Source organism: Phycisphaerae bacterium (assembly GCA_017999985.1).
Taxonomy (GTDB): Bacteria; Planctomycetota; Phycisphaerae; order UBA1845; family Fen-1342; genus JAGNKU01.
This window is the reverse complement of record JAGNKU010000008.1, coordinates 190,309-205,774: the sequence shown is the minus strand read 5'-3', so window position 1 is coordinate 205,774 and position 15,466 is coordinate 190,309. Positions and strand designations below refer to the sequence as shown.

Here is a 15,466-nt window from a genome sequence, read left to right as displayed (position 1 = left end):
GCATCGTCACGCCGCAGACGTATTGTCGTTGCGTTGAGGAGCAGCGTACAGGGCGGAAGCCCAAGCGCGTGGGGCGGCCTAAGATCGCCCGCAGCCTCCGCGGCGTCCCCAGCGGGCAATCACCTCAGGATCCACGCTGCCGGCAGGCGCGCTTGTCGAAAGAGGGGGCTGGGTCGACGGAGCGTGAGGGCCGATGCGCGGCCAGGGACGGCGTAACACGCCTGCGGCCCAGGCGCGCAGTTGTTCTGTTGGCCCGCTGTTTTCCAATGGGTCGCGACGACGAGCAATCTGATGCTCGAGATTGCCAGCGATGTGGCGGTCGTAGTAATCGAGGTCCCAGAGGCGAAGCGGCGCGTCACCGTGCCCCGCGACGATGAGCGTCCTGCCGTCGGGGGTGAACGACACGGAGCTGGCAGAATCCTCAAAGCGGTCAATCGTTAGGACATTGCGACGCGCTGGCACATCCCAGAGTTGCACATAGCCGTCGTCACTGCATGAGGCCAGGAGATTGGGATGCCCCGGCATATACGCTACCTCCCAGATCGCGGCCAGCGACGCCTCCAGCCGCAGATCAAGCGAGCGCGTTGCCAGATCCCAAATCTGAATCTGGCGACTCCAGCAGGCGGCTGCGAGTTTCGTTCCGTCAGCGCTGAATGCCGTGGTCCAGGGTGTGAGGGCCGCGTCGAATTCCGCGAGCAAGTCCCCCTGGGCCGTATACAACCGGATCATCCCCGATCGGTACGTTGTGGCCAATGTCCGGCCGTTTGGGCTGAAGCGCAAGCTGAGCACTTCACACTGCTGGGCCGGGATCGTCGTGAGGATCGCGCCGCCTGTCACTTCGTGAATCTGGATGGTTCCGTCCTGCCACGTCGCTGCAAACGTGTCTCCGTCGGGGCTGAAGGTCAGGGAGTGATTGGTTGCTGCGTGATGGCCACTCAGCGTGTTGATGACGGCGCCAGTCGTAAGGTCCCAGAACTCGATCAGGCCGGGACTGCACGTCGCCAGAATTCTGCCAGCGGGGTGGAAGTGGCAACGAGACCGGTAGTTGGCATGGCCCTCCAGCGCCCCGAGCAGGCACCCAGTAGCGGTTTCCCAAAGGCGCACGCGCCCGCTGTCATCGCTGGCGGCGACGAGGCGCCCATCCGGGCTGACCGCGGCAGGCCAATGGCCGGAACTCTGGCCGAGCGTGAGCACGCCGCCATCTGTGGCGAGGTCCTCAATGCGAACGGAGGCGCCAGGCGCCAGGCGAACATCGCCGCAGCCACGCGCGAGGACCCGATTGTCCGGGCGGACGTCGGCAGCTTCGACGCCATGAGCGGCCAACGGCCGGCGCGTGCGGGTGCGCAAGTCCCAGGCATCGACGCGCCACCACCCTCCCACCAAGAGTGACTGCTCGTCGCGCGAATAGCTCAGGAACCTGACAGTTCCGTTCGCGGCGCTGATGGTGCCCATACACTCATGCGTCGCGAGGTCCCACACCTTGACGGTCTTGTCCACGCTTCCCGAGGCCAGTTGTCGACCATCGTGCGAGAAAGCTAATGATGCAATGCTGCCACCGTGGCCTGACAGCGTAGCGATCGGCGGGCCCATGAGGCCCTGCCAGAGCTTGATGGTCTGATCGGCCGAGGCGGAAGCGAGCAGCGAACCATCTCGGCTGAAGCGCAGGCATGCAACGGCAGCGTCGTGGCCACTGAGCGTTCTGACGGCCTCACCGCCCGTGACATCAAGGACACGGATGGCTCCGTCGCCGGTCCCACAAACCAGTTGCGTGCCATCGCGGGTGTAGCGGACGGAGTAGAGAGCGTCTATCTGACCTCCAATCATCCGCACCGGCGCGTTAGTCGCGAGGTCCCAGATGATGACGGTGCCATCGAGGCTCGCCGATGCGAGATAGCGCCCGTCGGGGCTGAAATCGAGTCCATGCACAGGAGCCGTGTGTTCAGCAAGAGTGGCCAGGCATTTGCAGCCGGCATCATCCCAGAGCTTCACGACGCCATCGTCGCTGGCAGAGGCGAATATCCGACCATCCGGCGCGTACGCAACGGCGCGCACCGTCCGCTCGTGCATGCCCAGCGTGGCGAGGCTGGGGTTATGCGAATACAGTTCCCAGAGAGCCCAGAAAGAATGGTCTGAGGCGGGGTTCCGCAAGTGCTCGCCCCAGATGAGCTCTTCCGCAGCAAACAGGTCTCCCTTCCGGCCGAGCAGGCGCCCACGCTCGATGTTGCTGGCGGTGAGCTCGGCGTGCAGTCGAGCCGAGGCGGCATCGGCGCGCTGCTCTTCGCGCTGAGCCAACTCAAGGGCCGCAACGGTGTTCTCGCGCGCCTTGCGCTCACTGGCAGCCAGGCGGCGGTTCTTCTCGGCTTGAACAAATGAAACAACTCCAAACGTGGTCAGAAGGATGACTAGGAGCCCCGCCGTCAGCGCGATCCCGCGGTAGCGCGTCACCGTCTTCCGGAGCAGATACAACGCCGAATCACGGCGGGCTGCGATGGGTTCGCCGCGCAGGTAGCGGCGGATGTCTGCGGCCAGATCAGACGCAGTCTGATAGCGCCGCGTTTTCTCCTTCTCCAGAGCCTTGCTGACGATGTTCTCGATTTCGCCACGAAACGACCGGTCGACCGCTGCAAGCCGAACCGGCTCGGCAGCGCATATTCTCCGAACTGCCTCGGGAATCGACGTGGTGCGCACGTCGTGAGGCAGTGCGCCACTAAGGAGCTCGAAGAGGATCACTCCCAACGAATAGACGTCGGCCCGCGTGTCCACCTGTCGCCAGTCACCAGCGGCCTGCTCGGGGCTCATGTAGGCCAAGGTGCCCACGATCTGGCCCATCTGGGTCTGTGACGCGACGGACCGCATGCCCGAATCGGTGACACAGGCTATGCCGAAATCCAGGATCTTCGGCTGCCCCGACTCATCCACCAGGATGTTGCCAGGCTTGAGATCGCGGTGGATGACACCCTTGTGGTGGGCGTGCTGCACGGCATCGCAGACGCGCGCCACGAGTTCCAAACGCTCACGCGTGCCGAGGCGAGCCCTCTGCGCGTGCTCATTCAGCGTGCCGCCACGGATCAGTTCCATTGCTAAGAAGGGCTGGCGAGCGCCGGTACCCGTCTCGGTAGTGACTTCCGCTATTCCGGCCTCGTATATCTGTGCAATCCCCGGATGGGAAAGTTGTCCGAGCAGGTCGGCCTCGCGCTGAAAACGCCGCAGCACCCGGCCTGCCGTCAGGCCGGGGTGAATGACCTTCAGCGCGACACGCCGCTTCGGGTTCTCCTGCTGGGCCTCGTAAACCGCGCCCATGCCGCCCTCACCCACCACGCGAACGATCTCGTAGCGTCCGATGCGCTGCGGTGCCCGGACGCCACCCGTTGGAGGCGCATCGGAATCCGGGGCATGGGCCGGGGTCGCCATGAACTCCCCCATACATCCATCATTGGCCAGGAGTTGCTCCACGAAGGCTCGCAGCTCCTGATCGCCGTCGCACTCTCTGGCCAGCAAGGTGGCGCGTTGATCAGACGGCACATCGACCAGCCCCTCGAAGATCGTCCTGGCCCGTTGCAGTCGGTTTCCCAGCATGGTCTTCGGGCCGTTACAAATCCGCTCGCGTTCCCGCCACATACGTGTAAAGCAGCGTGCGCGCGAAACGCCAGTCCCGCTCCACCGTCGGTACAGAGAGTCCCAGCGCAGCCGCCGTCTCCGCAGCCGTCAGTCCGGCGAAGAAGCGCAGCTTGACGACTTCCACCAGGCGCGGGTCGTCCTGCTCCAGTTTCCGAAGCGCCTCATCCAACGCCAGGATCTCTTCGGGGGGCGACCGGAGTGACGCGTCCGCCAGGTCCGCAGGGTCCAGGTCGAGCCGTTTCCGACCGCCACCGCGCTTCTGTCGCTTCTTGCGGCGGGCCTGCTCCACCAGGATGTCGCGCATGGCTTGAGCGGCCGCTGCGAAGAACTGCCCTCGGCTCCTGCCGACCTTTGGCTCGTCCTTGCCCATTAGACGCACATACGCTTCGTGGACGAGGGCCGTGGGTTGGAGGGTGTTTCCTGGGGGAGTCCTGGCCATCCGCGCCCGCGCCAGCCTGCGCAGCTCAGAATAGACCAAGGTCAACAACTCGGCCGCGGCCCGGGTGTCGCCGGCCTCGACCGCTTGCAGAACGCGCGTCACGTCTCCCTCCTGCCCGCTCCCCATCAAGAAAACCTGCGCATTTTGATGGCCCTCGCCGACGAACGGCGGAGATAAGTATGGCGGCTCGCGGAACCGGGCAGCGGCCCGGCCCCGATTCGAACCCGCCATGCGCCATTATACCGGTTTGGAGAGCCGATTTGTCGCGCCCGATGGCAGACATTCCGACGGGAAATCAGGCGGCTTATCGGTCAGGGCGCGGGGGGCGGGCTGATGCGAAGGAGGAGCCGGAATGTCATCGTGGCGAGCTTGCCGCACCGCGTCGCGCCTGCTGAGCGTGTCGATACTGGCGTTCTGCGTAGAGGCCCAGGCAGACGTCGCCCCGCCGGTCGATATCAAGATACCGCTCGACACGCAGCCGGCGGTGTCGGGCCAGGAGTACGACGGGGCGCTCGAATTGCACCTGGGCACTGATGGGATTCTGACCGAACTATCCTTGGGAGGCGAGGGGTGGACGGTGCTCAGCTTCGACGCGCCGGCCGTGCCGCTGCGCGTGCAGACCGGCATTCTGCGGATCCCATTCCGGGCGCTGCCGCGCGACGCCGACGAGCCGATCGTCGTGTCGCTGAGATTCAACGGGTTCAAGCAAAACAAGCCGATCGAGGTAGGCCGAGCGTACTTTGCCCGGCGCGGCCAGGGGTACCGCGCCGTGCCCGTTCCCGAGTCCGAGCTGCCGCGATCGGTTCGAAAGCCTGTCGGCGATGTCGCCGGGGAGGGTGAGGGGGCCCGGGGCAAGGACGGCGACGGGCGCACGACGCTGCGCTTCGAGGGACGCATCGTGTACCAGCGGCCCGACGGCCAATGGGTCGGCGCGGACCGGCTCGACGTACGGATCTGGGACAGCGACACGATTGGTCACGAGACGATGTGGGAGGGATACACGGACAGCACCGGTTACTTCGATACCGGGTCGTTTTCGTGGGATGACTCCGGCGATCCCCCCGACCTTGTCGTCTACTTCGAGACGGAAACCAACTGGGTGGACGTGCACGACAATTCCGTCGAGGAATGGACGTATTGGTGGGAAACCGAGGAGATCGGGAACTTTCAGGGGACGTATCACGATTTCGGCAACCTCACCGTAGCGCCCGACCTGATGCCGGCGCTGCATCTGCTCAGCACCGTCACGCGCGCCCGGCGTTGGGTCGATACGCGGTCCAACGGTTACTACAACATGCCCCAGGTCGAGGTGGAATGGCCGGACGATTCCAGCAGCTCACCCGGCTGGTACCAATGCTGGGGCGGCGACGAGTCCGAAATCCACATGAGAGCTGATCACCAGTGGTGCGAAGACGTGGTATGCCACGAGTACGGCCACCATTTTGAGTGCAGTACGGACATGCCCGAACCCGAGTGGACTTATTGCAACGACGGCGACTGGTGCGACGAGGTGCCGGGTGAGGACTGCACGCATTGTGCCTGGTGCCAGGAGAGCCTCTATGTTGCCTGGATGGAGGGGGTCGCGCAGTACTTCTCGCACAGGATTCCTCCAACGTTCGCGGAGGACTACGTGTTCGACGTGGGCGGAGCCCCGCACCAACCGCTGTACACGGCCTCCTTCGAAACCCCGCAAACATGTCTGGAGGATCCGGCGAACTTCCATGATGCCCGGTTGACCGAGGGATTTGCGGCGGCCTTGCTCGTGGACATGGCCGACTACGGGCAGGACGACCACGATGGCGACGGCATCCGGGACTCGACCTGCTTTGGCGACGCGCCGAATCTCCTGGTGATCGGCGAGCAAGATCCGATGGACGTGTTGCAGTTTCTTGATGCGTGGATCGGCGCCTACCCCGGGCTGGCGGACGGTCTGTGGCCCACCGCGTTCAACGTCTCGCCGTGGTTCGCCGGAGATTCAGGGGACGACACCGAGCCCCCCAGCATGTTGTCGCTCGATTCGCCCTCGCATCCGCTGGGCAGCTTCGGCGTGTTGCCGTGTATCACGGTGGAGTGGCGACCGCAATTCGACGTGGAAGACGACGTGACCGGAGCTTGTGAGTACAGCTATGTGTGGACCACGGATCCCGAGGGAGAGCCTCCGGACGTGTTGCCGGATCTGGTTGACTTCTCGTCCTGCGATTTGCGGATTCACGGCGGGCCTTTCTACCCGGGTGAATATTACCTCTCTATTCGCGCTCGGGACTGCGCCGGCCACTGGGGTTCACGGGCGACCTTCGGCCCGTTTGTAGTCGGAGAATGCAATAACAACGGAATCCTGGACATATGCGAAATCGCCTGCGATCAGTCCGCCGCGGACCTGGACTGCGAGTTAGATCCGAACTTCTGCAACGTGGCGGGCTGCGGATCCGCGCAGGATTGCAACGGCAACCTGATTCCCGACGAGTGCGACATCGCCAGCGGCTTCAGCGCGGATTGCGATTTGGACGGTGTTCCCGACGAGTGCCAGACGATGTTCCATTGGAGCGGTTCCAGCGGATCCTGGCACACGCCGGCCAACTGGCTTGAAGGGACGCCGCCGACCACTGACTCCGAAGTCTGCATCGACGTGCTCGGCGATGAGACGATCACCTATTCGACCGGCACGCTGCAGGTCGCGACGCTGGCGTGCAGCGAGAATCTGGCGATCGAAGGCACGACCGGCGCGCGCGCGCTCACCGTCACCGAGCCCTCCTTCGTCCGGGGCTATCTGCGCCTCGCGAACAACGACAGCGTGCTCCAAGTGAACCAGCAACTCGACATCGCCGGCCTGTTCGAGTGGACCGGCAGCAATTCCAGCAACAGCGCGAAGTTGAAGGGGGCCGGCGTCACGTATGCCAACGGCGGGGTGGGAATCAGCAGCATCGTGCACCTGGATCAGCACCGACTCGTGCTCAACGGCAACAGCACGTCGGTCACTATTTCCGGACGAGTCGACTTCGCCGGTCCAGCCGTGTTCGAAATTCGGCCCGGTTCGACCTATGACCACCGCGGAAGCGGGCTTCTCTTCAACGGCTGGTTCAGCGACCGCTTCGTCAATGGCGGCACGCTGATCAAATCGGTCGACCCCGGATCCAGCACCATCTACATGTTCACCGAGAACAACGGGCTGATCCACGTACAGACCGGCACGCTGAAGTTCTACCTGTACGGAAGCAGCACCGGTGACTTCCTCGGCGACCCGGGCACCACGCTCCACTTCGTCGACGGCGGCTTTGTGTTCTACGCCGGTTCCAGCGTCGTCGCCCACACGGTCATCTTTGGCGGCGGCGGGGGCGGCTGGAACAGCGTCTACGGGACCTGGGATGTCGCCGGGCCGACCACCGTGCAGGGCGGCCAGGTGACCTTCGACTCCTCCGCAGGCATCGTCAGCTACGGCTCGTCGTTCTACGTCCCGGCGGGGACCGTGAACTTCAACGCGCCCATCGGCGGGCCGATCCATTTCGACACGTTCAGCGTGGGCCCCGCAGCCACCGGGGCAACGGCGAACTTCAACAGCGGCGACCCGGCGGAAATCGCAAACCTCACCATCGGACGCGGGTCTCTCCAAGGTCCCAGCCCCGTCACGATCAGTGGATTGCTTACCTGGAACCAGGGCGGCGGATTCAATGGCCCGGGAACCGTGAATGCCAACGGCGATGTGCTGGTTAACATAAACGGTGACGAGAAGTCGCTCCGCAATTGCACGTTCAACAACGCCGGCACGGCCACGTTCCTCGGTGGATTCAACCGGCCCACCTCGGCGGTGGTCAACAACCTCGCCACCGGCGTGATGGACTTCCAAGCCGACGTCACCGTCATCGGCGGCTACGGCCTGCCCCTCAACAATGCGGGCACGATGGTCAAGTCCGCCGGAACCGGCACGAGCACGATCCAAGCGTCCATGAACAACACCGGCACAGTTGAGGTCAAAACCGGAGTGCTCCGGTTCTACACGGGCTACGGCGGCAGCTATGTCCAGACCGCCGGTCAAACCGTGCTCAACGGCGGCAATCTGCTCATGTCCGGCCCCGCCTCACTCCAGATCAGCGGCGGCCTGTTGACCGGCGCCGGGACGATCACCGGCAACGTCGTCAACACGGCCGGCACGATGGCACCGGGGCTGCCGATCGGACAGATTGACATCGTCGGCACCTGTGCGCAGCAGGCCGGCGCCGCGCTCGACATCGAGTTGACCGATACAACGCCGGGCGCATACGACACGCTCGTTTGCACGGGCAACGTCTCGCTCGCCGGCGACCTGGCGGTTACATTCGTGCCCCCGTTCGAGCCGAGCCACGGCGACAGCTTCGTCGTCGTGACCTCCGGGGCGACGTTGAGCGGGACGTTCGGCAGCGTGGCCGTGACGAACCTGCCGCCGACGAAGATCCTGGACATTGACTACGGTGGGAACGCGGTCACGCTAACGGTGATCGGCGGCGACTGCGATTCCGACGGCGCCCTCGATCTCGACGACTTCGCGACGCTGGGCGGTTGCCTGCAAGGCCCCGACAACGGCGTGGTCCCCGGCTGTGATTGCCTCGACCTGGACAAGGACGGGGATGTTGATTTGCGCGACGCCGCGGAGTTTCAGGCAGCGTTCATGGGATAGTACTCACCCGGGGCCTCTCGTTGCCGAAAAAGTGCTCATCTCCAAAACGTCATCCAGCCCTTGCGCGAAGACCGATTCTCGGCTCGCTGCCATGGCGTGGAGAAGTGGACTACCGCAGCACCGGGCACGCGGATTCTCGAGGGATGTGCGCCATTCTTGCGAGGGCGTTTCCCGGAGTATCGGCGCGGACTTGCCGCGCGGGTCCGGGCGTCGATCGATGAGCCTCTCGCACCCAGGCCGCTCAGGCGTAGTGATGCAGCCCTCCGCGAATCTGGTAGCCAGTCCAACGCAGCAACAAGTAGGGGGCACCCATTGCCGCGCGATCTCTCCTGCTCTCTCCGCCTGTAAGCGTGCTCGGCGAGCGGTTTCTGCAGTGTGTTGGACCGGCCTGCGGCGGTATACTGCATGCGGGTGCGATTCGGTAGTCCGCGGCCGGGCAAACACATCGGCCGCGCCGATGCGTTGGGCCGCCGAAAGCGAGCCGAACACGTCGGTTGGCCATGCGATTCTGCCGCGGGGAGGATTGTGACATGTCTGCCCACGTCCAAAACGGCTCGAACTTGGCACTGCTTTCACACCATTGCAAGCTGGCAAGTCCCGCGGTGTTCGCGCACGGCTGCATGCTCGCGCCGCGGGCCACCAGCGCGGTTCGCCAGGACGGCGGCGGCCTCAGTGCCGGGCTGCGCCGCATCGCGCTGCACGCATGCCTGCTCGCCGCCCTATCAGGGTGTCGTACGCAAAGCGATTTCGACGGCGACTACGACGTAGACGCCGACGATTTCGTTATCCAGACCGCCACCATGAATGGTCCGGATCGCCCGCCGGCCGAGCATGACCGGGATGACACGGATGTGGACCAGGACGGCGACGTGGATCTGCACGATTTCGCCGCCCTGCAGGTGTGCTTCGCCGGGCCGAACCAAGCCCCGGGCGCCGCTTGTTTGGTGGAGAACCTGGTGGAGCCGGGGACGCTGCATGGTCCGGCGGCCGCTCCATGCGGGACGTGCGCGGGCGGGGCAACGCCGGATGCGAGCCCGGGGATCTACGGGTTCTCAGGTGAATACTACTACGTCGCCGAGGACCTGCGGATTCCCGGTCGCGGATTCGACTTCGTTTGGGCCCGCAGGTACCGCTCGCGGATCGGTCCGAGCACGGCAATGGGCAACGGCTGGGACTTCTCATACAACATTTGGGTCGAAGCCCAGGGGCTCAACCTGGTTCTGCACGACGGCAATTCCAGGCGCGACCTGTACCACATTCAGCCGGACGGCACCTGGGCGCGGCGTGAGTCGTTCCGCGAGATCACGCAAAACGTCGATGGCAGCTACATGCTGACGTTCCCCGACACGGGAACGTGGAACCTGCACGCGCTCGACGGCAGCCCGCTGGCGGGCAAACTCGGCAGGATCGTCGACCGCAACGGCAACACGATGACCTTTGACTACGACGGGCTCGGCCGGCTGGTGACCATTCACGACACACTCGATACGCCGGCGCACAGCCGCGACATTTCGATCTCATACAACGCCGACGGATTCATCGCCGCGGTGACGGACTTCACGGGACGACAGGTTTCCTACGCTTACTATCACGACGGCGACGCCGGCGGCTCGTCCGGAGATCTCAAATCGGCAACGAGCCCGATCGTAATCGGCACGCCGACCGGCAACGATTTCCCCACGGGCAAGACGAACTTCTACACGTACTCACGGGGCTTTGCTGACGAGCGTCTCAACCACAACCTGCTGACGATCACTGACCCCAAGGGCCAAACCTACCTTCAGAACGTCTACGCCACGACCACGGATCCTGGCACCGTCGAGTTCGACCGCGTGGTGCGCCAAGTCTGGGGAGACCCCGGCGACATCATCGACTTCGCGTACGTTCCGCAGATGCCCGCGCCGCCCGCGAGCTACGCGATTGTGAAAGCAATCGTGAATGATCGCGCGGGGAACGTCCGCGAGTGCTTGTACGACGCGTACAACCGGCTCGTCTCGCAGCGCGAGTACACCGGCCGGGCCGACCCGAACCTGCCGACCACCGAGACGGAGAACCGCCCAACCGGCCGGCTGAGAGCCGACGACCCCGAGTTCTTCGAGACGCGCTACGAGTGGAACGTCGACGCATTGCCGACACGTATCAGCCACCCCAACGGCAACTCAACCGTCAACGTCTATGAGCTCCAGCTTGATCCCGACGCACCGCGGCGCTCGCGCGGCAATCTGCGGGAACTTCATCGCCTTCCGGGACCGCTGGGGGGCGATCAGACCGAGATCATCGAGCTGTTCGAGTACGATACGGGCTTCGGCGGCTGCTGCGGCACCAATTTCGTCACGCGCCATGTGGATGGGCGCGAGTACGAAACGCTGCACAGCTACGACGCGCACGGCAACCGCCTACACACCCAGCACCGGATTCCGAGCATTGTGGAAGACTGGGAGTACAACGCGTATGGTCAGGTCACGGCCCATACCCTGCCCGAGAACGGGAGCGGCCACCGGCGGCGGGATGAGTACACGTATTACGACACGGGTGCGCAATACGGGTACCAGCAGAGCACGATCGTGGACGCGGGCGGCTTTGCGCTCACAACCACTTACCAGTACGACGTCGCCGGGAACGCGGTCCGCGTGACCGACCCGCGGGGACACGACACCCAATACGTGGTGAACCAGCTAAACCAGATCGTCCGCGAGATTTCGCGCGAGATCATGGACGGGAGCGGCGTGCGCTACCAGCGGGACACGTACTACGATGCGGACGACAATGTGGTTCGCGTGGACGTGCAGAACATCGACGACCAAGGATTGCTCCAGCCGAACGCGTACTTTACGACCCTGTACGACTATGAGATCCTCAACCGGCTTATTCGTACGAGCCGCGAGGTGTCGGACGGCCTGTACGCGATCACCGAGTACGGCTACGACGCCAACCGCAATCGGACGCTGGAACGGTTCGGCCAGGCGACCAGCGGAAGCGATCCGTACAATATCGTCCGCACGTCCTACGACGAGCGGGACCTGGTGTTCCGCGAGACCCGTGCCGAGGGACACCCGAGCCAGTCAACGGCGCAGACCGATTACGACGGCAACGGCAACGTCCGCGCGACGCGGCGCGGAATCGAGGATGCCAGCCCGCGAATTACCCTGTACACATGCGACGGGTACGATCGGCGCACGACGCAGACGGATCCGATGGGGAACGTGACGACCTGGCACTACGACGCCAACGGCAACCGCATTTCGGTGCGCCGTGACGGCGAACTGACGGACGCCCCGGGAAGCGCCGGCAACCAGCGGCTCGCGGAAGAGTATGGCCAGTATGACGCCATGGATACGCTCGTGCACCGAGAATACTTCCACTTCGACACGCTGACCCAGGCCCCGATCGGCGACGGTTTTTCGACGACCCAGTGGGTCTACAGCGACAATTCCCAGGTCCTGGCCGTCACCGACGACAACGGCCACACCACCTCATACGCTTATGACACGGCCAACCGGCAATCGGTCGTGACCGACGCCCGGGGCAACACAGTCGCTTACTCGTACGACGCGAGTTCAAACATCATCGCGGCGACCGAGGTGGACAAATCTGATCTGGGCAACCCGGACCAGTCTTTCGTGACGCAGCGCGTCTACGATAACCTGGACCGCCTGATCCAGACGTCCGACAACGTCAGCAATACCCACCAGTACCGCTACGACTCGCGCGACAACCTGGCCCTGCACATCGATGCTCGCGACAACCAGACGCGCTACCACTACGACGGCCTAAACCGGGTGGTGCGAACCGTAGGCGACATGGACGCCGACGGGCCGGACGATGCCTGGCCGGGCGACGGCAATCCCGACATCGTGACGACCCAAGGCTGGGACGATTCGTCCCGACTCGTCGCCCAGACCGACGACAACGGCAACACGACCGCGTACAGCTACGACCCGCTCAACCGGCGCATCGGCACCGACTACCCTGACTGCACCGCGGATTCGGCGATCTATGACGTGTATGACAATGCCGTGAGCACCGTCGACGGCAACGGCAGCATCGTTGCCAGCACCTACGACCTGCTTGACCGGCTGACCGACCGGTCAATCACACCCGGTCCCGGTGTATCGGCGGATACGACGTTCGAGAGCTACGCCTACGACGGGCTATCGCGCCTGGTCCGCGCCCAAGACAATGACTCCCTGGTGACGTGGGCCTACGACTCGCTCAGCAACGTCACCACCGAGGTCCAGCAGATCGCCGGCGGCTTCAATCGCACCCTCAACGGCTGGTACGACGGCGAGGGCAACCTGACACGGCTCTTCTATCCCGGCGGTCGCATGATCGACCAGACCTACGAGAGCCTGAATCGGCCCCGGACGGTCAGCGATTACCCCGGTTCAGTCATTGCGACCTTCAACTATGTGGGCCGCGACCGCGTCGAACGCCGGGACTACAACAACGGCACGCGCTTGGGAGTTTCCTATGACGGCGTCCGCAGAATCATGGGCACGCATCACACGGTGATTGCCAGCGGCCAGAGTTTCGACGAGCGCACCTACGCCTGGGACCCGATGCACAACAAGACTCATGGCGGTGTTACCACTCCGCCCGACACTCGGAACTACACGTACGACGCGGCCAACCGCCTCACTCTTTCCGACCAGATCACGCCGCCGTTCACCTCGACCCAGTACCTGCTCGACGGCGTCGGTAACCGTGAGGAGGTCGTGGGCGGTTCTCTTCCTGGCCTGTACACGATGGATCCGACGCTCTGCGAGCCGGGCGATTACCAGATGAACCAGTACACCACGACGCCCTCCAGCGGTTCATCGCCGCCCCCGACTCTCCTCGCTGAGCCCTTTGATTATCCCGATGGGAACCTCGTCGGAAACGGCACTTGGACGGCCCACAGTGCTAGCGGACTCTATCCGGTTCAAGTCCTCGGCGGGAGCGCCCGGCTCGCGCAGGGCGCAGGTTCGCGTGAGGACGTGAACGCGCTGCTGAGCGCGACGCTGGGCGCCGGTCAGAAGTTCTACGCCGCCTTCGACCTGACGAACACCGGCGGTAACGGCAACGTATATTTCGCCCACTTCAAGGACGCCGGCACGTCCAACTTCGCCTCGCGCGTGTTCATCACCAGCAACAGCCTGGGCGACTATACCGTTGGCCTGAGCGGCACCTCGGGCACGATCGGCGCAACCTGGCCCGCCGGCCTGACCTTCGGCATGACTTACCGCATCGTCACGTCGTACGAGTACGACACGGGCAACGTGGAACTCTGGGTTGACCCAATCAGCGAGGCCAGTCCGCGCATTACGCACACCGGCTCCGTGCATTACGCCCTTTCGGCCTACGCGCTGAGACAAGCCACGCCTTCCGCGGGAACGTCCAACCAGACCATCGACGACCTCTGCGTTGCCGACTCGTTTGATGGGGCGCTCAACGGCTTGCATGGGTCTGGGAGCACCGTCCACCAGTACGATCACAACGGCAATCTCATCGACCAGGACAGCGCTACACGCACGTTCACCTATGACTACCGCAACCAACTGGTGGAGTTCTTCCGGGCCGACATCGGCCAAACGACCACGTACCGGTACGATTGCCTCGGCCGCCGGATCGAGAAGAACGTGGGCGGGACCGTCACGCGCTTCTATTATGCCGGCCGGCAGACGATCTCCGAGCAGGACGGCGCTGGTACGACGCTCGCCACTTATGTCTACAGCGCGGGCGGCCGCGTGCCCTTGCAGATGATGCGCGGGAGCCAGCAGTACTTCTATCACGAAGACGACCTGGGCAGCGCGGTGAAGATCACCGACTACTCGGGCGCGGTCGTCGAGGGCTACAGCTACAGCGACTTCGGCGAGCCGTCGTTTTTCGACCAATACGGCAACCCGATTGGCCAGAGCTACATCGGCAACCCGTGGCTGTTCCGGGGGCACCGCTATGACTCGGAAACCGGGTTCTACCTCATCTCAAACGCCGTGCGCGCGGATGACCAGCAGCCGAGGTCCTGGTACGCGAATCTCCCGAAGGCCGGACTGTATCCCTTGGAATTCTATAGCTACAGCAGTGCCGGTGGAGTCGGTGTTGAGGTGGCTTACATGGACACTGGCGTCGGGCGACTTGTAGGGAGAAGTGCGGCAGTAATGTGGCACGCGCCCGGGTCTCTCGGGAATGCGTACGATTACTTTGCCAACAACCCGACCAGTTGGGGCATCGAATGGTCGATGTACCCGTCGATGCAAGAAGGAGACGAGCATGAATGTCCGGACTGCAAACGGGCCCGCGAGGCTCGCAAGAGGGGGTGGTGGGCCGAGAAATGGGACGTGTTGAGACACGGCATTCACTGGCCCCACCCCGATCCGAGCGGTGGCCCTCTTCCGACCGAGCCTGGGGTTGGAGGTGTTCCCGGAGAGGGAGGAACCCACGGCTCAAACCGTGGCACATTCGGTGAAGGCCGCGGACCAAATGGCAAGGCGACAACCCCTGGCACAAAACCACCTGGCGCTCGCGACAGCCCCCGGCAGGAGCAGCCGCCGAAGCCCGGCAAGCTTTGCTGCTGTATCTACTGGGACGACACGCTACACGGCAAGATCAAAGTAGACAAGGACGGTCGCTACTATGGATACGGAGTGTCAAACGTCCACGCGCCAGCCGATGCCAATTGCGACGCGTGGTGCCAATCAACCATGAAGGCACGCTGCGGCTACGACGGCCGGTGCGACGCGGACATCACGAAAGGCTACATCAAGGCGCGCCTCGGCAAGTAG

At 64.1% G+C, this 15,466-nt stretch carries 4 protein-coding genes; 2 read left to right on the top strand and 2 right to left on the bottom strand.

All coding sequences use genetic code 11. The features are described 5' to 3' along the window. Positions 1 to 78 precede the first annotated feature (78 nt). Entirely contained in the window at positions 79 to 3,576 is a 3,498-nt protein-coding gene (locus KA383_12475) for a serine/threonine protein kinase (protein ID MBP7746936.1), read from the bottom strand. Between the two features lie 13 nt (positions 3,577 to 3,589). Next, positions 3,590 to 4,183, bottom strand: a complete 594-nt coding sequence (locus KA383_12470) for a sigma-70 family RNA polymerase sigma factor (GenBank protein ID MBP7746935.1) — start codon at positions 4,181 to 4,183, stop codon at positions 3,590 to 3,592. A gap of 226 nt (positions 4,184 to 4,409) precedes the next feature. On the opposite strand from KA383_12470, the gene KA383_12465 reads away from it, so the two are divergent. Continuing rightward, a complete protein-coding gene (locus tag KA383_12465) occupies positions 4,410 to 8,705 on the top strand; it encodes a hypothetical protein (GenBank protein MBP7746934.1) in 4,296 nt (1,431 codons plus the stop codon). A gap of 530 nt (positions 8,706 to 9,235) precedes the next feature. Beyond that, a complete protein-coding gene (locus KA383_12460) occupies positions 9,236 to 15,466 on the top strand; it encodes an RHS repeat protein (GenBank protein MBP7746933.1) in 6,231 nt (2,076 codons plus the stop codon).